The organism is Aeromonas sp. ASNIH5 (assembly GCF_002902865.1).
Classification (GTDB): domain Bacteria; phylum Pseudomonadota; class Gammaproteobacteria; order Enterobacterales; family Aeromonadaceae; genus Aeromonas; species Aeromonas caviae.
This window is the reverse complement of record NZ_CP026122.1, coordinates 2,212,744-2,231,517: the sequence shown is the minus strand read 5'-3', so window position 1 is coordinate 2,231,517 and position 18,774 is coordinate 2,212,744. Positions and strand designations below refer to the sequence as shown.

The 18,774-nt window shown below is 62.4% G+C and carries 24 protein-coding genes; 6 read left to right on the top strand and 18 right to left on the bottom strand.

What is annotated here, in order from left to right:
• Position 1: 1 nt before the first annotated feature.
• The 7 genes from C2U30_RS10270 to C2U30_RS10240 form a co-directional block, all read right to left on the bottom strand.
• Positions 2 to 478 (bottom strand): DUF3299 domain-containing protein, encoded by a 477-nt coding sequence (locus C2U30_RS10270; protein WP_010675589.1) that lies wholly within the window; start codon positions 476 to 478, stop codon positions 2 to 4.
• A 31-nt stretch (positions 479 to 509) separates the two neighbouring features.
• Entirely contained in the window at positions 510 to 1,757 is a 1,248-nt protein-coding gene (locus C2U30_RS10265) for an ABC transporter permease (protein ID WP_039040840.1), read from the bottom strand.
• Positions 1,758 to 1,815: 58 nt separating this feature from the next.
• Positions 1,816 to 2,502, bottom strand: coding sequence for an ABC transporter ATP-binding protein (locus tag C2U30_RS10260; protein WP_103243690.1), 687 nt, complete (start codon positions 2,500 to 2,502; stop codon positions 1,816 to 1,818).
• Between the two features lie 4 nt (positions 2,503 to 2,506).
• Positions 2,507 to 3,091: a DUF2796 domain-containing protein gene (locus C2U30_RS10255; RefSeq protein WP_103243689.1), complete on the bottom strand. Its 585-nt coding sequence runs from the start codon at positions 3,089 to 3,091 to the stop codon at positions 2,507 to 2,509.
• Positions 3,092 to 3,127: 36 nt separating this feature from the next.
• Positions 3,128 to 3,418 (bottom strand): hypothetical protein, encoded by a 291-nt coding sequence (locus tag C2U30_RS10250; RefSeq protein ID WP_103243688.1) that lies wholly within the window; start codon positions 3,416 to 3,418, stop codon positions 3,128 to 3,130.
• Between the two features lie 43 nt (positions 3,419 to 3,461).
• On the bottom strand, positions 3,462 to 4,004 hold the full coding sequence (locus tag C2U30_RS10245; RefSeq protein ID WP_103243687.1) for a YtfJ family protein: 543 nt from the start codon (positions 4,002 to 4,004) through the stop codon (positions 3,462 to 3,464).
• Between the two features lie 204 nt (positions 4,005 to 4,208).
• A complete protein-coding gene (locus C2U30_RS10240) occupies positions 4,209 to 5,087 on the bottom strand; it encodes a hypothetical protein (RefSeq protein WP_103243686.1) in 879 nt (292 codons plus the stop codon).
• Positions 5,088 to 5,210: 123 nt separating this feature from the next.
• Here C2U30_RS10240 and C2U30_RS10235 point away from each other — a divergent pair, with 123 nt between their 5' ends.
• Positions 5,211 to 5,561, top strand: coding sequence for a hypothetical protein (locus tag C2U30_RS10235; protein ID WP_010675583.1), 351 nt, complete (start codon positions 5,211 to 5,213; stop codon positions 5,559 to 5,561).
• 25 nt (positions 5,562 to 5,586) lie between these two features.
• Here the strand turns inward: C2U30_RS10235 and ppa are convergent, their stop codons facing one another.
• On the bottom strand, positions 5,587 to 6,117 hold the full coding sequence (ppa, locus tag C2U30_RS10230; protein WP_005335667.1) for an inorganic diphosphatase: 531 nt from the start codon (positions 6,115 to 6,117) through the stop codon (positions 5,587 to 5,589).
• A 233-nt stretch (positions 6,118 to 6,350) separates the two neighbouring features.
• Here ppa and mpl point away from each other — a divergent pair, with 233 nt between their 5' ends.
• On the top strand, positions 6,351 to 7,721 hold the full coding sequence (gene mpl / locus C2U30_RS10225) for a UDP-N-acetylmuramate:L-alanyl-gamma-D-glutamyl-meso-diaminopimelate ligase (protein ID WP_039040843.1): 1,371 nt from the start codon (positions 6,351 to 6,353) through the stop codon (positions 7,719 to 7,721).
• Entirely contained in the window at positions 7,718 to 8,329 is a 612-nt protein-coding gene (locus tag C2U30_RS10220) for a flavin prenyltransferase UbiX (RefSeq protein WP_103243685.1), read from the top strand. The genes mpl and C2U30_RS10220 overlap by 4 nt, the downstream gene beginning before the upstream one ends.
• A gap of 73 nt (positions 8,330 to 8,402) precedes the next feature.
• Here C2U30_RS10220 and C2U30_RS10215 read toward each other — a convergent pair whose 3' ends face one another.
• Positions 8,403 to 9,017, bottom strand: a complete 615-nt coding sequence (locus C2U30_RS10215; RefSeq protein ID WP_029314803.1) for a TetR/AcrR family transcriptional regulator — start codon at positions 9,015 to 9,017, stop codon at positions 8,403 to 8,405.
• Between the two features lie 201 nt (positions 9,018 to 9,218).
• On the opposite strand from C2U30_RS10215, the gene hpt reads away from it, so the two are divergent.
• The 3 genes from hpt to C2U30_RS10200 all read left to right on the top strand — a co-directional run bounded on the left by hpt (position 9,219) and on the right by C2U30_RS10200 (position 11,549).
• On the top strand, positions 9,219 to 9,749 hold the full coding sequence (gene hpt / locus C2U30_RS10210; protein WP_010675579.1) for a hypoxanthine phosphoribosyltransferase: 531 nt from the start codon (positions 9,219 to 9,221) through the stop codon (positions 9,747 to 9,749).
• Between the two features lie 112 nt (positions 9,750 to 9,861).
• Entirely contained in the window at positions 9,862 to 10,779 is a 918-nt protein-coding gene (locus C2U30_RS10205) for an ABC transporter ATP-binding protein (RefSeq protein WP_039040845.1), read from the top strand.
• Positions 10,776 to 11,549, top strand: coding sequence for an ABC transporter permease (locus tag C2U30_RS10200; protein ID WP_010675577.1), 774 nt, complete (start codon positions 10,776 to 10,778; stop codon positions 11,547 to 11,549). The genes C2U30_RS10205 and C2U30_RS10200 overlap by 4 nt, the downstream gene beginning before the upstream one ends.
• A 61-nt stretch (positions 11,550 to 11,610) precedes the next feature.
• Here the strand turns inward: C2U30_RS10200 and C2U30_RS10195 are convergent, their stop codons facing one another.
• From C2U30_RS10195 to thpR, 9 genes are all read right to left on the bottom strand, one after another.
• Positions 11,611 to 11,958, bottom strand: coding sequence for a putative quinol monooxygenase (locus C2U30_RS10195; RefSeq protein WP_010675576.1), 348 nt, complete (start codon positions 11,956 to 11,958; stop codon positions 11,611 to 11,613).
• 20 nt (positions 11,959 to 11,978) lie between these two features.
• Positions 11,979 to 12,833: a pantoate--beta-alanine ligase gene (panC, locus tag C2U30_RS10190; protein ID WP_049635993.1), complete on the bottom strand. Its 855-nt coding sequence runs from the start codon at positions 12,831 to 12,833 to the stop codon at positions 11,979 to 11,981.
• Between the two features lie 96 nt (positions 12,834 to 12,929).
• On the bottom strand, positions 12,930 to 13,724 hold the full coding sequence (gene panB, locus C2U30_RS10185; protein WP_042864977.1) for a 3-methyl-2-oxobutanoate hydroxymethyltransferase: 795 nt from the start codon (positions 13,722 to 13,724) through the stop codon (positions 12,930 to 12,932).
• Positions 13,725 to 13,744: 20 nt separating this feature from the next.
• Positions 13,745 to 14,242, bottom strand: coding sequence for a 2-amino-4-hydroxy-6-hydroxymethyldihydropteridine diphosphokinase (gene folK, locus C2U30_RS10180; protein ID WP_103243684.1), 498 nt, complete (start codon positions 14,240 to 14,242; stop codon positions 13,745 to 13,747).
• 10 nt (positions 14,243 to 14,252) lie between these two features.
• On the bottom strand, positions 14,253 to 15,752 hold the full coding sequence (gene pcnB / locus C2U30_RS10175; protein ID WP_103243683.1) for a polynucleotide adenylyltransferase PcnB: 1,500 nt from the start codon (positions 15,750 to 15,752) through the stop codon (positions 14,253 to 14,255).
• A 100-nt stretch (positions 15,753 to 15,852) separates the two neighbouring features.
• Complete coding sequence (gene gluQRS, locus C2U30_RS10170; RefSeq protein WP_103243682.1) at positions 15,853 to 16,755, bottom strand: tRNA glutamyl-Q(34) synthetase GluQRS; 903 nt, start codon at positions 16,753 to 16,755, stop codon at positions 15,853 to 15,855.
• Between the two features lie 109 nt (positions 16,756 to 16,864).
• On the bottom strand, positions 16,865 to 17,314 hold the full coding sequence (gene dksA / locus C2U30_RS10165; RefSeq protein WP_029314801.1) for an RNA polymerase-binding protein DksA: 450 nt from the start codon (positions 17,312 to 17,314) through the stop codon (positions 16,865 to 16,867).
• Between the two features lie 119 nt (positions 17,315 to 17,433).
• A complete protein-coding gene (gene sfsA, locus C2U30_RS10160) occupies positions 17,434 to 18,177 on the bottom strand; it encodes a DNA/RNA nuclease SfsA (RefSeq protein WP_010675569.1) in 744 nt (247 codons plus the stop codon).
• A complete protein-coding gene (gene thpR / locus C2U30_RS10155; protein ID WP_103243681.1) occupies positions 18,174 to 18,719 on the bottom strand; it encodes an RNA 2',3'-cyclic phosphodiesterase in 546 nt (181 codons plus the stop codon). Before thpR ends, sfsA begins: the two co-directional genes overlap by 4 nt.
• Between the last annotated feature and the right edge of the window lie 55 nt (positions 18,720 to 18,774).

Sequence of the window (18,774 nt, the reverse complement as noted above, 5' to 3'; positions counted from 1 at the left end):
CTCACTCTTCGTAGACGCTGACCTCGACCGCGTCCATGGAGTAGGAGGCGGTGGCCATCTCGTGGCTGGAGCTGACGGTGTGCATCTTGCCCTTGACCCAGATGGCGTCCCAGAGGTCATCCACCGGCGCCCCCTTGGGGTAGCTCACGTAGATCACCTGGTTGGTGGGCGGGGGCGGCACGTGAATGCAGGCGCCGAAGTAGGGGACCAGCAGGAAGGCGGTGATGGTCTTGGCATCCCCTTCCAGGGGCACCACGAACCCGGGGATCCGCACCTCCTGATTGTCCAGCTTCTTGTTGACGCCCCCCACCGGCTGCGGCACCGAGGAGAAGTCGCCATCATGGCTGACCTGGGGCGGTGGCAGCAGTTTTTCCCCCTCCGGGATGAGGATATCCCAGTCGATGGTCTTGTAATCTGCAGCCATGGCAGGCAGCACCAGCAGGCTGGCCAGCAGCGCCACTATTTTCCACTTCATCATCTGTTCTTCTCTCTTGGTCGGATGCGTCGGGTCAGACGCGAATGCTCATGCCGTCGCTCAGGCTGTAGCGGTAAGCGCGGGCGGCAGGCAGCAGCCCGATCACCATGCCCGCCAGCCAGACCAGGCCCAGCAGTTGCCACTCATAGGCGCTCGGCAGACCCAGGCTCATTTGCAGGCCATAGTGGCTGAGCAGCCAGGGGCTAGCAAGCCCCTGACCGAGATAGAGCGCGGCCACCCCGAGGGCGATGCCCGCCGTGGTGAGCGCCATCGCCTCCAGCGCCAGCAGCAGGAAGAGGTGGGCAGGGCCCGCCCCCAGGGAGCGCAGAATGGCGAGCTCGCGGCGCCGTTCGTTGAGGCCGGCGAGCAGGGTGGTCAGCATGCCGATGAGGCCCGCCACCACCACGAAGCCCGCGATCACCGACAGGGCGGTCTCCGCCACGCTCATCAGCCCCCAGAGCTCCTGCAGAGCGGCTCCCGGCAGGATGGCCATCAGGGGCTCTCTGGGATAGGTGTTGACGCTGCGCTGCAACTGGAACGCCAGGATCCGGTTGCTCAGCCCCACCATGAAGGCGGTGATGGTCTTGGGGGTGAGATCCAGCGCCATCGCCTGTTCCGGGGTCACGTTCTTGCTGTGACGACCGGTGTCCCAGCCCAGGTGGATCGCCTCTATGCCCGCCAGCGGCACATGAATGGTGCGATCGATGGGGGTGCCGGTGGGGGCCAGGATCCCCACCACCTTGAACGGCATGTTGTCGTGCTGGCTGAACGAGGTGTTGCCGGCGCCATGGGCGATGACGATGGATTGATCCAGGTGATAGCCGAGCTTTTCGGCCACCTGGGCACCCAGCACCGCTTCAAACGGTGTTTCGAAGGGGCGACCTTCGCGCAGGACGAGCGCCTGCTGCTGGCCGTACTTCAGGTGGGTGAAGTAGTCCCCATTGGTGCCGAGCACGCGAAACCCCTTGTGGGAGTCGCCAAGGGAGAGGGGGATGGTCCAGGCGATACCGGGCCTGGCCTTGATGGCCTGGTAGGAGTCCCAGCCCACGTTGTTGGTGGGGTTGCCGATGCGAAACACCGAATAGAGCAGCAGGTTCACCTGGCCGGAGCGGGCGCCGACGATGAGATCGGTACCCGAGACGGTGTTGGCGAAGCTGTCCCGTGCCTGACTGCGCACCCGCTCCACCCCGAGCAGCAGGGTGACGCTGATGGCGACGGCCAGCAGGGTGAGCCCGGCGGTGAGGCGACGGGCCCAGAGACTTTGCAGGGCGAGTTTCAGCATGAAAGCCTCCGCAGTGAAGGGGAGATGGCCGGACGGGCTGCGAGATGATGGCGTGTGGTCATGCCGCCTTCCGGTTGAGCTGTTGCAGGTTCTCCACCCGGGGGAAGAGGGGCTCCAGATAGGGATCGTGACTGACGAAGACCAGGGTAGATCCCTGCTTGTCACACTCCTCGAACAGCAGCCGGATGAAGGCGGCCCGGTTGTCGGTGTCCAGGGCCGAGGTGGGCTCGTCGGCTATCACCAGAGGAGGGGAGCCTATCAGGGCGCGGGCGGCGGCAACCCGCTGCTGCTGGCCGATGCTGAGGGCGTGGACGGGGCGATGGAGCGCTTCATCCGGCAGTTGCAGTTCTGCCAGCAGGCGGCGCGCCTCCTGCTCGGGGCTCCCTGTCAGGCGGGCCCGCTTGGCGGGTGAAAAGGTGAGGGCAGCGGTGACGTTGTCCTGCACCGAGAGAAACGGCAGCAGATTGAACTGCTGGAAGATGTACCCCAGATTGGCCGCCCGGAACTGGTCACGGGCGCGGCCGGAAAGCCGGGCCAGGGGCTGGCCCAGCACCTCCAGGGTGCCGTGGTTGGCGGTCTGGATACCGGCCAGCAACCCGAGCAGGGTGGACTTGCCACAACCCGATGGGCCCTTGATGAAGACGCGCTCACCCTCGTGGATGCGAAGGGCGGGCAGATCGAGGACGGCTTCGTGACCCGGCCAGGCAAAGGCCAGATCACGGATCTCAACCACGGCATGTTTCATGGTGTTACCAGCCCAGTTTGTTGGCGGACGGAGTCAGTTCGGCGGCAGTCTGGCCGGTGGGCAGTATGCCCTGCACGCTCAGCTTCTCCAGGCTCGGGTAGAGGCTGAACAGGGTGGCCTCGAGACCGGTGAGCTTGGCCGGGGTAGCGCAGGTGTAGGTGTACATGGCTCCCATGTCCGCATGGCCCGCGTCGTCGTGATGGTGTTCATCGTGAGCGCCATCAGCCTTGTCGTGCTCGTGCTCGTGCTTGTGCTCATGGTCATGATCTTCCTTGGCGGCCTGCAGCTCCTGCTGGGTCAGCTTGCAGCCGGCGGCAGTGTCGAAACGGAAGAGGGCGTCGGGCTGCTGGAGGCGGGCCACCGCCTTGGCATACTGCGCTTTCTCCTCATCGGTGTTGGCGGCATGCTCGAAGCCCACCAGATCGGCGGCAGGGGCCTGCAACTCGATCATCAGCTGGTTGCCGTCGAGTACCAGGTTGAGGTGACCGTGACCGTGCTCATGGGCACCGTGGCTGTGACTTTCGTGTTCGTCGTGATTGGCCTGGGCGCCGAAGGCGGCAGCGGCCAGCAACAGGGTGACTGCTTTCATCGTTAATCCTTTTGAATAAATAGAGAAAAGATTGGTTCAAAAAAAGAAACAATGAAGGGGCGGTGGGGCGCGGATACGGCGATGTCCCGTGGTGCCGGTGGCCGCCCTCGGTTGGGGAGTGCCGATATACCGGTCGATGCCAAAGGAGAAGGGAGGGAGTACGGGGGTCGGCGTCAGTGCCAGCTTGCCATCCAGATGCAGGACGCAGAGGGTGCAGGCATGACCGTGATCGGGCAGGGCTGCTTCAAGAGGGTGCTGTGCCAGCGCCGGTTGCATCCACAACCAGCCCAGCAGCAACACCCAGATTGTCAGTGTGGAACGACCCATAGACCCTTGTGGAAAGGGCGCCATCAGCGCCCTTCTCTCTGATTCAGAGATGGGACTGGATGAGCCCCATCACCTTGGTTATCTCGGCGGCATCGAGCTGGCCATCTTTGGCAAACAGCACCTTGCCCTCTTTATCCAGCAGTATGATGGCCGAACTTTTCGGCGTGAGCGCCCAGGCGTTGCGGGCCATCCCCTTGGCATCCAGCACCATGGCGGACCAGGGGAACTCTTTCTTGCTGTCCTCGGCACTGCTCTTCACGAAACCGGATGTGCCCCAGATGGCGTCATTGCTGTTGATGATGGTGACGGTCTGGTACTTGTCGTGGGGCAGCTTGGCCGTCTTGATCGCCTCGATCATGGGGGCATTGAGCTCCTTGGCGCTGGAGCGACCCGCGATGTGCTGGATCAGGAAGACCTTGCCGGTCAGGACCTTGCTCTGCCAGGGCTGATAGCTGATCTCCTTCTCCTTGAGCACCAGCTCCCCCTTGTCGCTGATGTTGACCAGCGGCACCTGGGTTGATTCCTTGATGTTGTGGGCCATGACCAGGGTTGGCAGCAGCGCCAGAGTAAGCACGAGATGTTTCATCCGGATGACACTCCTTTGTGATGTTATAACGATTTTTGGGTCGAGGGAATGGGACCCTGAACATCCTAAACTGATCGGATCTGTTTAAAAAGTGTTAAATAATGCAGGGTGCGACGGTGATCTTGTCAACATGGGCGCCATCCCCCAATGACGGCGGCAAGGATGGCATGTCATCCATCAAAAGCAAGTGATGGTCAGAAGAGGCTAGTAGAGCGGTTCGCTGATCAAGGGAATCTGGGCCATGGTCATCTGCTGGGCCAGCAGGGGAGAACCGGTGAGCAGCACGTGGCGCTGATTGCCGATCACCAGGGTGTCCCCCTCAAGGCCGCTGTCGGCCGTGATGGCGAGCCAGGCCGGCGAGACGCTGCCGATGCTGATGTTCGGATAGATGATGCTGAGGCTGTACTGGGGCGCCAGCTCCGCCAGCAAACTGGCCATGAGCAGCGCCTTCTCGTCGCTGTCGGCCTTGTTGTCCTGCAGGGCCTGCAAGGGCGGAGCGAAGTGGTCCATCTGCTCGGGCGGGGTGGGGATGCCGCTCAGCCACTCCTGCAGCAGGGTGACGCTGGTGGCGAGATCCTTGGCCGAAAACTGCTGTGCCAGGGGTTTGAGGTCTCCCTTGAACTGATAGAACAGCTGGGAGTAGTTGGGGCGCACGCAGGGCAGCTTCTGATTGGCCGGGTGCACGCAGGGCTGGACCCGCATCTCGTAGAAGGCGTCCTCCTGATATTGCCGGTAGGCCTGCCAGAACTGGGCGGATTCGAGGCTGCTGTTGTGCAGGGTAAAGGCCTGTTCCAGGTTGCGGAACTTGGTGGCCGTCTCCGGGCTGTGCTGGTTGATCTGGTTGATGCTGTTGTAGAGGCGCGGACTGATGTAGGAGTAGAGTGTTTCCAGCGGGAAGTTGAGGGCGGTGTCGAGCTGTGTCATCTCGTGACGGCTGGCTGAAAAGGTGCGCTCATCCGCCGTCAATTGCAGGTGCTTTTGCTGACCATCTGCAGATTGCCACTGCCAGCTCAGGTTGATCTCGTTGGCCTGCGCCATGGTGCCGAAGAGCAGACTGCACAGAAAGCCTTGTGCCAGTTTCATGGTGCGCCTCCGCCTGGGTTGATAATAAACAACTAGGTGAGTGACCGGCATTTGGATTGGTCTGGTGACAGATATATTGGTAATTATCTGATCTGACTTTAAATTTAATTCAGGAAATAAGTCATGGGGGAAATCATCATGAAGCTTGTTTCACGGTTTCTGCTGATATTGGTGGCCACGCCGGCGCTGGCGGGGCAGGTCATCGTCAATCAGGGATTGTCCAGCGCGGATACCTTCGCCCTGCGGGATCAGCTGGCCCGGGAGCATGAATGGCAGGAGTGGCTGCGCTTCCAGCAGGCCATCAAGTGGCTGGAGGTGCTGCCGGTCAACTGCGATCTGGTGGGAGGTGCCGGTCAGGAATATCGCTGCGGTGATGACTATTACCGCCCCTATCGGCAAAACGGGCGCGACCTCTATATCCAGGGGGATCCCCCCGGAGCGTCCCCGCAACGACCAATAAAAAAGGCGCCATAAGGCGCCTTTTTTGCGAGGAATACGCTTATTTTGCAGCGTAACGCTCGGCAGAGGTCTTGATTTCGGCTTCGGCAGCGGCCTTGTCGCCCCAACCTTCCACCTTGACCCACTTGCCCGCTTCCAGCTCTTTGTAGCGCTCGAAGAAGTGCTGGATCTGGGCTTTCAGCAGCTCGGGCAGATCGTTCACATCCTGGATGTGATCGTACTGCTTGGTCAGCTTGGAGTGGGGAACGGCCACGATCTTGGCGTCTTCGCCAGATTCGTCGGTCATCTTCAGCACGCCGACCGGGCGGCAGCGGATGACGGAGCCGGCCAGCAGCGGGTAGGGAGTCGGAACCAGCACGTCGACCGGATCCCCGTCCAGGGACAGGGTGGCGTTCACGTAACCGTAGTTGCACGGGTAGAACATCGGGGTGGACATGAAACGGTCAACGAAGATGGCGCCGCTGTCCTTGTCGACTTCGTATTTGATCGGGTCGGCGTTCTGCGGGATTTCGATGATGACGTAGATGTCGTCAGGCAGGCTCTTGCCGGCCGGTACCAGGTTCAGGCTCATGACGTTTCCTTTGAGTGTTGGAGTCAAGTTTGCAGGCCGACATTATAGCGATGTCCCGTCAAATGACCATATTTCAAGGGCCGGGTGGCGTGCTGGAGGGTGGCTTTTACCTGCGCTTGCCCGATTTCTGTCGTCTGCGGGCGCGGATGCCTTCGCTCCCCATGGGCGCGGCTTGTGCCACCGGGTCAACAGACCCTAGAATGCGCACTCCCTTTACTGGAAAAGGCAGCGGTATGCACATTCACATTCTCGGGATCTGCGGCACCTTCATGGGTGGTCTGGCGGTGTTGGCAAAACAGCTTGGCTATCGGGTGACCGGCTCCGACGCCAACGTCTATCCCCCCATGAGCACCCAGCTCGAGCAACAGGGCATCGAACTGACCGAAGGCTACGACCCCTCCCAGCTCGATCCGGCGCCGGATCTGGTGGTGATCGGCAATGCCATGAGCCGTGGCAACCCCTGTGTGGAATATGTGCTGGACCGCAATCTGCCCTATATCTCCGGCCCCCAGTGGCTGCTGGAGCACGTGCTGAAAGATCGCTGGGTGCTGGCCGTCGCGGGCACCCATGGCAAGACCACCACCGCCAGCATGCTGGCCTGGGTGCTGGAGTATGCCAAGCTGGAACCCGGTTTCCTCATCGGCGGCGTGCCGGGCAACTTCCCGGTTTCCGCCCGTCTCGGCTCGGCTCCCTTCTTTGTGATTGAAGCGGACGAATATGACTGCGCCTTCTTCGACAAGCGATCCAAGTTTGTCCACTATCACCCGCGCACCCTGGTGATGAACAACCTGGAGTTCGACCACGCGGACATCTTCCCGGATCTCGCCGCCATCCAGCGCCAGTTCCACCACCTGATGCGCACCGTGCCGAGCAACGGCCGGGTGCTCTTCCCCAAAGGCGATGACAACCTTACCGCCGTGCGCGAGATGGGCTGCTGGAGCGAGGTGGAGCTGGTGGGTCAGGACGACGCCAAGTGGAAGGCGGTCAAGCTGGCGGACGACGGCTCCGCCTTCGAGGTGTGGCTGGATGGGGTCAAGCAGGGGGAGGTGCACTGGGAGTGCATCGGAGAGCACAACGTCAACAACGGTCTGATGGCCATCGCCGCCGCCCGTCATGCCGGTGTCATGGTGGAGCACGGGATCAACGCCCTCTGCCAGTTCAAGTCCCCCAAGCGGCGCATGGAGCTGAAAGGGGAAGTGGCCGGCATCAGCGTCTACGATGACTTCGCCCACCACCCCACCGCCATCGAGACCACCCTGGGCGGACTGCGCGCCAAGGTGGGCAAGGCCCGCATCCTGGCAGTGCTGGAGCCCCGCTCCAACACCATGAAGCTCGGGGTTCACAAGGAGGAGCTGGCCGGTTGCTTCGACGGTGCCGACGAGGTGTTCTTCTTCCAGCCCCCCAACATCGGCTGGGATCTGGGGGAGGTGACGGCCCACATGACCCGGCCTGCCCGGGTATTCGAGGCCCTTGATGCCCTGATTGGCGCCCTGGTGGCCGAGAGCCGCCCAGGGGATCATATTCTGATCATGAGCAACGGCGGGTTCGGCGGCATTCACGACAAGCTGATCGCCCGCCTCAAGGAGCTGCAGAGCGCATCATGAACAAGGCCATCACCCTGGCGCTGACCGGCGCCTCCGGCGCTCCCTATGCCCTGCGCCTGCTGGAATGCCTGGTGCAGGCGGACTATCGGGTCTTCCTGCTTGCCTCCTCGGCGGCCAGGGTTGTGCTCAAGACCGAGCAGCAGCAGGATTGGCCGGGCTCCCCCAGGGAGCTGTCGGCGTACCTCTGTCGCCAATATGGTGCCAAAGAGGGTCAGATCGTCGCCTGCGGCAAGGAGGAGTGGTTCTCGCCGGTGGCTTCCGGCTCGGCGGCCCCCAAACAGATGGTGGTCTGCCCCTGCTCCATGGGCACCGTCTCGGCCGTTGCCAACGGCACCTCGGACAACCTGCTGGAGCGCGCGGCGGACGTGGTGATCAAGGAGCGGGGCCAGCTGATTCTGGTGCCCCGGGAGAGCCCCTTCTCGGCGATCCATCTGGAGAACATGCTCAAGCTTGCCCGTCTTGGCGTGACCATCATGCCGGCGGCGCCAGGGTTCTACCATGAACCCAAAAGCATCGAGGATCTGGTGGACTTCATGGTCGCCCGCATCCTCGACCACCTGGGTGTCGAGCATGAGTTGACCAGTCGCTGGGGTTATGCAAACCACTGATACGGCGGGGAGCGGACAAAAAAGCGGCGCCGGGCTGTAAAGCCCGGCGCCGCTTTGTCAACATCTGCACGAGTCAGCTGGCCTGGATGGGGGCCGTCACGTACTTGAACAGGAAATCAGTCACCTCTTCCCGGCTCGGACGCTGCGGCTGATTGATCATCTGCATCATCACATAGCCAAAACCGGTCAGGGAGCGAGCCAGATCCTGCGCCGACAGCACGCTCTGAATCTCGCCGTTGTCGATGGCCCGTTGCAGGTGGGGGGCAATGCGCTCCAGCGCCTTGTCCAGCAGCCGGGTGTAGCGAGGCCACACTTCTTCCCGCACCGAGGAGCTCCACTCCAGCCAGATGCTGGCGTGATCGGGCTTGTCATAGGCGGCGTCAACGAACAGCTTCACGTGGCGGTGAATGCTCTCCCTGGCGGAGCCCTGACCGTTGTAGGCCTGTTCGAGGATCTGCTGTACGAAGGCTTCGATTTCTGTCAGCACTTCGTCGACCAGATCTTCACGAGTATTGAAATAGTTAAAAACGGTCGCAACCGAGACCTTTGCCTGTTCGGCTATTTCGGCATGCCCCGCACGGCCGATGCCGCGACGGGAAAATACCTCGACGGCACACTCCATCAATTGATCACGGCGAGCCTCCGGCGAAAGCCGGGTTCGACGTCTTATTTCTGCGCGTGGTTCCATAGTTTTTTCATCTAATAGTTATTGATTATGGTGTTTATAGTATTGTCACCGATAATGCCCGAAGGCTTGCTAACTCTATCAATTAAAATAAGCCGATAAAAGCATCACGTATGCCTGACGCCCACTGGTTGGAGTGGTAGAATCCTCGGTTTTGACGTTAATGAACGGCCAATAACCCTTTGGTCATTATTGGAGTATGTGATGAAACACATTGTCGAGGTGATGATCCCCGAGGCCGAGGTTGCAGCCCGGATCGCCACGCTGGGTGAAGAGATTACCGCCCGTTACCAGGGCTCCGAGGAAGTGGTCATGATAGGCCTGCTGCGCGGCTCCTGCGTCTTCCTGGCGGATCTCTGCCGTCAGTGCCAGTTGCCCATCACCCTGGACTTTATGACTGCCTCCAGCTATGGCTCCGGTATGCACAGCACCCGTGACGTGCGCATCCTCAAGGATCTGGATGACGACATCAAAGGCAAGGACGTGGTGATCGTGGAGGACATCATCGACACCGGTTACACCCTCAACAAGGTGCGCGAGATCCTCTCCCTGCGCGAGCCGAAATCCCTGGCCATCTGCACCCTGCTGGACAAACCGTCCCGCCGCGAGGTTCAGGTGCCGGTGGACTGGCTTGGCTTCTCCATCCCGGACGAGTTCGTGGTGGGCTGTGGCATTGACTACGCCCAGAAGTACCGTAACCTGCCTTTCATCGGCAAGGTGGTACCGCAAGAGTAAGCCGGGTCCGAAGTAGCAAGGCAGGCTGGCCGGCCCGCCATCGACTGTCTTCAGGCGGCGTCACAGCCGCCTTTTCTGTCTCGAGATGGGCTCATCCATCACAGGGGTTGCAATGAACGCATTGGAAATCAGCGGTCTGAAGAAGACCTATCAGGGGGGCGTCGAAGCCCTCAAGGGCATCGATCTCACCGTCAAACAGGGGGATTTCTTCGCCCTGCTCGGTCCCAACGGGGCGGGCAAATCCACCACCATCGGCGTGATCAGCTCACTGGTCAACAAGAGTGCCGGCAAGGTGAAGGTATTCGGTCATGACATCGATACCGATCTGGAGCTGGCCAAGTCCCAGCTCGGCCTGGTGCCCCAGGAGTTCAACTTCAGCCAGTTCGAGAAGGTGAGCCAGATAGTGACTCATCAGGCCGGTTTCTATGGAGTGCCGCGGGCCGAGGCCAAGGTGCGCGCCGAGAAGTACCTGCGCCAGCTCGATCTGTGGGACAAGCGCGACATGGCCGCCCGCACTCTCTCCGGTGGCATGAAGCGCCGGTTGATGATTGCCCGCGCCCTGATGCATGAGCCCAAGCTGCTGATCCTGGATGAGCCGACCGCCGGGGTGGACATCGAGATCCGCCGCTCCATGTGGAGTTTCCTCAAGGATCTCAACGAGCAGGGGGTGACCATCATCCTGACCACCCACTACCTGGAAGAGGCCGAGATGCTGTGCCGCAACATCGGCATCATCGACAAGGGCCGTCTCATCGAGAACACCAGCATGAAGAGCCTGCTCGGCAAGCTGGGTCGCGAGACCTTCCTGCTGGATCTGGTGCCGGGTTCCACCGTACCGGCCCTGCCCGAGTTCAACGGCCGGATGCAGGATGAGAACACCCTGGAAGTGGAGCTGGAGAAGAGCCAGTCCCTCAACAGCCTGTTCGAGCAGCTCTCCGCCCAGGGGGTGAAGGTGCTCAGCATGCGCAACAAGGCGAACCGGCTGGAAGAGCTGTTCGTCAATCTGGTAGAGGAGGGTCGCAAAGCATGAACCCCATGACCTATTACATCGCCTTCAAGAGCATTCTGGCCAAGGAAGTGAGCCGCTTCACCCGGATCTGGATCCAGACCCTGGTGCCGCCCGCCATCACCATGAGCCTTTACTTCGTCATCTTCGGCAACCTCATAGGCTCGCGCATCGGTGACATGGGGGGCTTCAGCTACATGGAGTTCATCGTGCCCGGCCTCATCATGATGTCGGTCATCACCAACTCCTACTCCAACGTCGCCTCCTCCTTCTACAGCGCCAAGTTCCAGCGCAACGTGGAGGAGCTGCTGGTGGCGCCGGTGCCCAACTACATCATCATCGCGGGGTATGTGGGCGGTGGCGTGGCGCGCGGCCTCTGTGTCGGCCTCATCGTCACCCTGGTGTCGCTGTTCTTCGTGCCGCTGCAGATCCATCACCTGTTCAGCGTCTGCGTGACCGTGCTGCTCACCTCCATCCTCTTCTCCCTGGGGGGGCTCATCAACGCGGTGTTCGCGAAGTCGTTCGATGACATCAGCATCATCCCGACCTTCATCCTGACTCCCCTGACCTATCTGGGGGGCGTCTTCTACTCCATCACCCTGCTGCCGCCGTTCTGGCAGGGGGTTTCCCAGGTGAACCCCATCATCTACATGGTGAACGCGTTCCGCTACGGCTTCCTCGGGATCTCCGACGTGCCCCTCGGCACCGCCTATCTCATCATCATCGGCTTCATCCTGGTGCTCTACGGGATGGCCTGGTGGCTCATCTCCCGCGGCACCGGTCTGCGCCACTGAGGCGCACACCTGCCAGCAAGAAAGGCGCCCTCGGGCGCCTTTTTATTTGCACATGTCGGTCTCAGAGGGCCGGGGCGTCGTAGTCCGCGGGCTCGTCGCTGTAGACGCAGACGTTCCACTTGGCCGCGAGGCCATCATCTGCGAGGCAGTAGCGCTCGAAGAAGGCCTTGATACCGGCGCGCTGGCAGTGGGCCTCGAAGCTCGCCATGTCGCGCCAGATCTCGTTGAAGACGATGGGGAAGCTCTCCCCCTCGGCAAAGGGGCTCTGGATATGGCGGGTGACGATGTACTGCAGGCAGCCATCTTCACGCAGGGTGTCGGGTTCGAGCCCTTGCAGGACGCGGAACAGGGCCTGCTCCTGGCCCGGCTTGGGCTGGAACTGGGCGATGCAGTAAACCTTCTTGGACATCGTGGTCTCCTTGCCGTGTCTCAGCCCCGCAGGGCGACGACCCGGTTGTCGATGAGGCGGGCCTTGCCCAGATAGGCGGCCATCAGGATCACCAGGCGCTGGCTCTCGGCGCTGGCGGATTCCAGGGTGTCGGCATCGACGATGTCGATGGCATCCGTCCTGAATCCCGCGTTGTCGAGGCGTTGGCTGGCCTGGGCAACCAGGGAGGGGAGGTGACTGTTCCCCGTTTCAATCTGCTCGGCAATCCAGTTCATGGTGCGCGCGAGCTCGGGGGCGATGGCCCGTTCGGCAGCGGTCAGATAGCCGTTGCGCGAAGAGAGGGCAAGCCCGTCTTCGGCCCGCACGGTCGGCACGCCCACGATCTCGATGGGCATGGCCATGTCGGCCACCATCTTGCGAATGAGCGCGAGCTGCTGGTAATCCTTCTCGCCAAAGCAGGCCACGTTCGGCTGTACCAGATTGAACAGCTTGGTGACCACGGTGCTGACCCCGCGAAAATGCCCCGGACGCAGCGCCCCTTCCAGCAGGCTGGAGATGCCGGGCACCTCGACGAAGGTCTGGCTGGCGAGCCCCTGGGGATACATGATCTCCGGCGTCGGGGTGAAGACCAGGTCGACACCGGCGGCCTCCAGGGCGGCGCAATCCTGCTCCAGGGTGCGGGGGTAGTTGGCGAGATCCTCGGCCTTGTCGAACTGCAAGGGGTTCACAAAGATGCTGACCACCACCTTGTCGCCATGGCGGCGGGCCTCCTCGACCAGGGTGAGATGACCCTGATGCAGATTGCCCATGGTGGGCACGAATGCGATGGCGCGGCCTTCGCGATGCCATTGACCGATCTGCTCGCGCAGCGCGGCGGGATTGTTCACAACCAACATCGTCAGTTCACCTTCAGATGAATCAATAAAAGAGGGGGCCGTCAGGGGGGAGGGCGAGACGGGGGCACAGGCCCCCGCGCTCATGACGACAGAAAGTCAGTTGAAGCAGTGCTCGGGGCCGGGGAAGGTCCCCTCGCTCACCTGCTGCACGTAGAGACGAATGGCGGCACGCATGTCACCGGTCTCGGCCAGGAAGTTCTTGGTGAACTTGGGCACATAACCCGAGGTGATGCCGAAGGCATCGTGCATCACCAGGATCTGGCCGTCGGTGGCAGGGCCGGCACCGATGCCGATCACCGGAATGCGCAGCGCCTTGGTGATGCGCTCTGCCAGAGAGACGGGCACGCACTCGAGCACCAGCAACTGGATGCCGGCCGCCTGCAGCTCCAGCGCCTGGCGGTAGATCTCCTGGGCGTGGAATTCGTCGCGCCCCTGCACCTTGAAGCCGCCAAACACGTGGACGGATTGCGGGGTCAGGCCGAGATGGCCGCACACCGGCACCCCGTTGCGGGTCAGGTGGCGGATGGAGTCGCACAGCCAGTCCCCCCCTTCCATCTTCACCATGCGGGCACCGGCCGCCATCAGGCGCGCCGCGTTCTGGTAGGTCTGCTCCGGGGTGGCGTAGCTCATGAACGGCATGTCGGTCACCACCAGGGCATTGGTGGTGCCGCGCACCACGCAGCGGGTGTGATAGACCATCTCGTCCATGCTGACCGCCAGGGTGTCGTCTCCGCCCTGCAATACCATGCCGAGGGAGTCGCCGATGAGCAGCACCTGGGCGCCCTCGTCGTCGAACAGCTTGGCGAAGGTGGCGTCATAGGCGGTGATGGCGGTGATTTTCTGTCCGTCCTGCTTCATCTTCTGCAGGTGGGTAATGGTGATCTTGCTCATTACGTTGTTCCTACTCTTCTCTACTCGCCTGCTGCATCGGCCAGGATCGCGAGTCCATTGCGCGGGCAGCGGGCAACCAGTTCGGTGAGCGGGGTGCCGCAGGGCAGCACCAGGGAGGGGGCTATCTCGGCAAGGGGCAGCAGGACGAACTCCCGCTCCTTCATGCCATAGTGAGGCACCGTCAGGCGCTCATGTCGGATGACCTCGTCGCCGTACAGCAGCAGATCGAGATCCAGGGTCCGGGGGCCCCAGCGCTCATCTTTGCGCACTCGTCCCTGTGCCTGCTCGATGCGCTGCAGCTCGTCCAGTAGCGCCAGAGGGCTGAGGCGGGTAGCAAGGCGCGCCACGGCATTGATGTAGTCCGGCTGATCCGCAGGGCCCATGGGGCGGCTGCCGTAAAGGTGGGAGGTCTGCAGCAGCTCTGACTCGGGCAGGGTCGCCAGCGCGGCGATGGCGCGACGAGCCTGGCCGAGGGGGTCGGCCAGGTTGGAGCCGATGGCGACGAAGACCTCGATCATCGGCGGATCCTTACTCTGCCGACTTCGGCTTGCGGCGACGGGGGCGACGGCGGTTGCGGCCATTGCCGCTGCGCTTCTCGCCATCGTTGCTGCGGGCCTCACCGGCCTGACCGCGCTCACCGCTTGCCGGGCGGCGGGTCGCCTCCCGTTGCAGTTGCGGGCGCACATCCGGGTTGGAGGCCACATAGCGCTCCCACCAGCTCGCCAGCTCGCCGAGGCCGCGCTCGACCCGGTTGCGCAGCAACAGGAAGTCGAAGGCCGCACGGAATTTCGGGTGCTCCATGGCGCGCTCGGGGTGCTTGCCCTGGCGGCGGGTCAGGCGCTGTTGCAGGGCCCAGATGTCGCGCACGTCCGTGGTGAAGCGGCGCGGCACGGCGATGATCCGCACCTGGTTGTCCAGCACCTCGTTGATGGCCAGCATGAAGGCATCGTACCAGGGCAGACCGCTCTCGTTTTCCAGCACCCGGCCGCGGGCCTCGACGGCGCCCCACAGCAGGGTGGCGTAGAGGAAGGCGGGAGTGACGCGCTTCTCTTCACGGACCCGGGTATCGGTGTCCATCAGCGCCTGCTCGATGAACTGCTCGTAGGGCGAGTTGCCGTGGGGCGTGAACAGGGCGGCTACCTGGGGGAACAGCGGCTGGAACAGCCCGTATTCCCGCAGCAGCTTGTAGGTGGCCAGACCGTCCCCCGCCAGGAACAGCTTGAGGGTCTCCTCGAACAGGCGGGCGGCCGGAATATCCTGCAGCAGCGGCGCCAGCTCCTTGATGGGGGCGGCGGTACGCGGGCTGATGGTCATGTCCAGCTTGGCGGCGAAGCGTACGGCGCGCAGCATGCGCACCGGATCTTCCCGGTAGCGGGTCTCGGGGTCACCGATGAGCTCCAGCCTGCGCGCGGCCAGATCTTCCAGCCCGCCCTCGAAATCGTGCAGGGTGAAATCCTTGGCGCTGTAGTAGAGGGCGTTGACGGTAAAGTCGCGACGCTCGGCATCCTCTTCGATGGTGCCGTAGACGTTGTCGCGCAGCAGCATGCCTTCATCGGACTGGGCCGACACATGCTTGCTGGTATTGACCTGATGGTGGTGACCCCGGAAGGTGGCCACTTCGATCACGTCACGACCAAAGACGATGTGGGCCAGGCGGAAACGGCGGCCGATGAGGCGGCAGTTGCTGAACAGCGCCTTGATCTGCTCCGGCGTCGCGTCGGTGGCGATGTCGAAATCCTTGGGGGTCTTCCCGAGCAGCAGGTCACGGACGCCGCCGCCGACCAGGTAGGCCTCATAGCCCCCCTTGTTCAGGCGATAGAGCACCTTGAGGGCATTCTCGCTGATCTCTTTGCGCGAAATCGGGTGCTGGTCACGGCTCAAGGTACGGCGCTGTCCGGCGACACGGGCCGGAATGGGGGACTCCACCGACTGCTCGCCGTCTTCCTTGCCGAGCACTTTGCGGCAAAAGTTTGCGATCTGGGAAAAAATGGTACACCTCGTTATGACTTCAAATTGACGGGAGGCCAAAAAAATAGCGGCCTATCATAGCTCAGCCCCAACCAAATGAGAAACGGTGTGGCCTGCTTCCCCTTGATTGGTCCTTTTGGGGCAAGAAATGCAGCCAGGGCTAGCTTTGCCCTTGCGGGATCTTCTGCTGGCGGGGTACCCGGGCCAGCTGCCAGTGGGCGATGCCCCAGCCGATGATCTCGTCGATCCGGCTCGCCATCAGCTCGGGCGGCGGGCACTGACCGAGAAAGTGCAGCGCCTGCCACAGGGCCGGTCGTACCTCGTCCTGCGACAGCGCCGGCGCATGGTTCTGCTTGGAGAGCTTGTTGCCATCCGCTTGCACCGCCAGCGGCAAGTGCACCCAGGCGGGCACCTCTGCCCCCAGGGTCTGGTTGAGGGCAATCTGGCGCACAGTGGGCTCCAGCAGATCGGCGCCGCGGACGATCTCGGTGATGCCGCTGTCCATGTCATCCACCACCACCGCCAGGTTGTAGGCGTAGAGCCCGTCCCGGCGGCGCACGATGAAGTCCTCCTCCGCCAGCGCCGCGGGGACGGTGATCTCTCCCTGAAGCGCATCCTCGAACCGATAGACCGGGTGGTGCTGGCGCAAACGGGCGGCACACCCCTCGGCGGTCAGCCCCAGGGTGCGGCAATGACCGTTGTAGAACCCCCCTGCGGCCATGATTTCGCGTCGGGTACAGCGGCACCAGTAGAGATCCCCGGCCCGATAGAGCTGATCGATGATCTCGTCATAGCGGCCATGGCGCGCGCTCTGGAACATCACCTCCCCATCCCAGCCAAGACCGTGTGCCTCCAGGGTGGTGAGGATAAGGTCAGCCGCTCCCGGCATCTCCCGCGGGGGGTCGATGTCTTCGATGCGCACCAGCCAGCGTCCCTGCTGCGCCCTGGCCTGCAAGAAGCTGCCAAGGGCGGCGACCAGGGAGCCGAAGTGGAGCGGACCGGACGGTGAGGGGGCGAAGCGGCCCACATAGGGGCGTCTGGAGGAGGGGGATGTCATGACCATGGCAATTGGGGTAGGCGTTGCATTGAGGCTGCATTCTGGGACGGCCCGACCAAAAGCTCAATAAAAAAGGGAGCCTGGGCTCCCTTTTCGTTTCTGTGGATGGGCGGCATCAGCCAGCCATCTGTTTTTCCTTGATCTCGGCCAGCGTCTTGCAGTCCACGCAGAGGTCTGCGGTCGGACGGGCTTCCAGACGGCGGATGCCGATCTCGATGCCGCAATGCTCGCAGTAACCGAAGTCATCTTCTTCGAGCAGCAGCAAGGTTTTCTCGATCTTCTTGATCAGCTTGCGTTCACGGTCGCGGGTGCGCAGTTCGAGAGCAAACTCTTCTTCTTGCGCGGCGCGATCCACGGGATCCGGGAAGTTGGCAGCCTCATCCTTCATGTGGTCGACGGTGCGGTCAACTTCCTGCATCAGTTGGTTGCGCCAGGCTCCCAGGATCTTGCGAAAATGTACCTTCTGTTGGTCATTCATGTACTCCTCACCGGCTTTCATCTGGTAAGGCTCTACACCCGCAATGGCCAGGGGGCCCAGAGATTTCCTGTTTTCGCCTGTTGGCATGCCCTGTCTCCTAATTCAGCACGCTACCCGTGCCATCCATAAATTGAGGGCGACATCTATAGCAGAAGGGTCAACGGGAGGCAAACAAGCCTTATCAATAATGTTACCCACTTCTGCATTTATTCTCTGCCCTCGGGTAGCATATGGTCAGATTCAAATGGGATAAAATCCTGAGCCACCATGCCCTGCACCCCAACATGGGGGCGATAGCATAAAATTTCAACCCCTGCCGCCATCGCCTGTTCAACAAGCTGACTATAGTGCGGATCGATATGGGCTGCAGGGCGCATTCTCGCGATGCCGGAGTGCAATACCATGAACAGCAGCACGGCCCGGTGCCCTGCCGCCTTCATGGCCATCAATTCACGCAAGTGCTTGGCGCCGCGGGTGGTGACCGCATCGGGGAAGTACCCCATGCCGGGTTGCTCCCGCTCGTCGAGCAGGGTGACGGATTTCACCTCGATGTAACAATCCGGCCTGTGGTCATCTTCCAGCAGCAGGTCGATGCGGCTGTTCTCTTCCCCGTATTTCACTTCGGTGCGCAGCCTGGCATAGCCTGCCAGGGGGGCGAGAGCGCCCTGTTCGATGAGCTCCCGGGCGATCTGGTTGGCACGGGCCGTGTTGACGCAGATGAAGTGACCCGCCGGGCTCTCGGCGATTTCCCAACTGTTTGGCAGCTTGCGCTTGGGGTTGTCGGATGTGGAGTACCAGACCCGGGTTCCCGGCAGGGCGCAGCCGGTCATGGCACCGGTATTGGCGCAGTGGATGGTGATCACCTCGCCGTTGTCGAGCGCGACATCCGTCAGAAAGCGCTTGTAGCGGGAGATCAGCTGCCCGGACTGCAGGGGGGGATCGAAGATCATGGGGTGAGCTCCTCGCGGTGCGGTTTTTTGACGCGGGCCCGCAGGGGCCAGCAGGCGAGCGGTTCGTAGTGAACGCCGTCCGGCGTGCTGACGGATTGATAGAGGCAGAAGCGATCGGCCCTGAGCAGAAAATCCGGCGCAGGCAGCTCGCCGGGGGCCTCGCCCGCCTTGCGCGACAGGGTGACGTGGGGGCGATAGCCCTGCTCGCCGTTGCCCAGCCCGAGCTTTTCACCGTGGCGGCGCAGCGCCCTCGCGAGCACGGTCAGCTCGTTCGGCCACTCACCGGGCCCCACCCAGGCGGCTTTGGCGCGGGCAAACCAGCCGGTCTGATCCAGATGGACGCTGAAAGGGGGGCAGTGCTGTCGCTCGGCGGCCGCGATCAGGCGAGCCTGAGTCGTTTCGTCGGCCTCCCCGAGAAAGGCCAGGGTCAGGTGCAGGTTGCTCTCGGGCACCGGCTGGCCGGGCCAGGGGCGCTGGTCTCGCCAGGTCGCAAGCTCGGGGGCAAGCTCTGGCAGGGGCAGGGCAAAGAAGAGTTTGGGCATGCGGCGTGTTGGTCCTCGTGATGGGCATCGGATAAGGGCCATTCTATGGCAGCCG

Bases quoted from the DNA above. Each gene is read 5' to 3' on its own strand.
- C2U30_RS10270 (WP_010675589.1), bottom strand. From the start codon at position 478: ATGATGAAGTGGAAAATAGTGGCGCTGCTGGCCAGCCTGCTGGTGCTG.
- C2U30_RS10265 (WP_039040840.1), bottom strand. From the start codon at position 1,757: ATGCTGAAACTCGCCCTGCAAAGTCTCTGGGCCCGTCGCCTCACCGCC.
- C2U30_RS10260 (WP_103243690.1), bottom strand. From the start codon at position 2,502: ATGAAACATGCCGTGGTTGAGATCCGTGATCTGGCCTTTGCCTGGCCG.
- C2U30_RS10255 (WP_103243689.1), bottom strand. From the start codon at position 3,091: ATGAAAGCAGTCACCCTGTTGCTGGCCGCTGCCGCCTTCGGCGCCCAG.
- C2U30_RS10250 (WP_103243688.1), bottom strand. From the start codon at position 3,418: ATGGGTCGTTCCACACTGACAATCTGGGTGTTGCTGCTGGGCTGGTTG.
- C2U30_RS10245 (WP_103243687.1), bottom strand. From the start codon at position 4,004: ATGAAACATCTCGTGCTTACTCTGGCGCTGCTGCCAACCCTGGTCATG.
- C2U30_RS10240 (WP_103243686.1), bottom strand. From the start codon at position 5,087: ATGAAACTGGCACAAGGCTTTCTGTGCAGTCTGCTCTTCGGCACCATG.
- C2U30_RS10235 (WP_010675583.1), top strand. From the start codon at position 5,211: ATGGGGGAAATCATCATGAAGCTTGTTTCACGGTTTCTGCTGATATTG.
- ppa (WP_005335667.1), bottom strand. From the start codon at position 6,117: ATGAGCCTGAACCTGGTACCGGCCGGCAAGAGCCTGCCTGACGACATC.
- mpl (WP_039040843.1), top strand. From the start codon at position 6,351: ATGCACATTCACATTCTCGGGATCTGCGGCACCTTCATGGGTGGTCTG.
- C2U30_RS10220 (WP_103243685.1), top strand. From the start codon at position 7,718: ATGAACAAGGCCATCACCCTGGCGCTGACCGGCGCCTCCGGCGCTCCC.
- C2U30_RS10215 (WP_029314803.1), bottom strand. From the start codon at position 9,017: ATGGAACCACGCGCAGAAATAAGACGTCGAACCCGGCTTTCGCCGGAG.
- hpt (WP_010675579.1), top strand. From the start codon at position 9,219: ATGAAACACATTGTCGAGGTGATGATCCCCGAGGCCGAGGTTGCAGCC.
- C2U30_RS10205 (WP_039040845.1), top strand. From the start codon at position 9,862: ATGAACGCATTGGAAATCAGCGGTCTGAAGAAGACCTATCAGGGGGGC.
- C2U30_RS10200 (WP_010675577.1), top strand. From the start codon at position 10,776: ATGAACCCCATGACCTATTACATCGCCTTCAAGAGCATTCTGGCCAAG.
- C2U30_RS10195 (WP_010675576.1), bottom strand. From the start codon at position 11,958: ATGTCCAAGAAGGTTTACTGCATCGCCCAGTTCCAGCCCAAGCCGGGC.
- panC (WP_049635993.1), bottom strand. From the start codon at position 12,833: ATGTTGGTTGTGAACAATCCCGCCGCGCTGCGCGAGCAGATCGGTCAA.
- panB (WP_042864977.1), bottom strand. From the start codon at position 13,724: ATGAGCAAGATCACCATTACCCACCTGCAGAAGATGAAGCAGGACGGA.
- folK (WP_103243684.1), bottom strand. From the start codon at position 14,242: ATGATCGAGGTCTTCGTCGCCATCGGCTCCAACCTGGCCGACCCCCTC.
- gluQRS (WP_103243682.1), bottom strand. From the start codon at position 16,755: ATGGTCATGACATCCCCCTCCTCCAGACGCCCCTATGTGGGCCGCTTC.
- dksA (WP_029314801.1), bottom strand. From the start codon at position 17,314: ATGCCAACAGGCGAAAACAGGAAATCTCTGGGCCCCCTGGCCATTGCG.
- sfsA (WP_010675569.1), bottom strand. From the start codon at position 18,177: ATGATCTTCGATCCCCCCCTGCAGTCCGGGCAGCTGATCTCCCGCTAC.
- thpR (WP_103243681.1), bottom strand. From the start codon at position 18,719: ATGCCCAAACTCTTCTTTGCCCTGCCCCTGCCAGAGCTTGCCCCCGAG.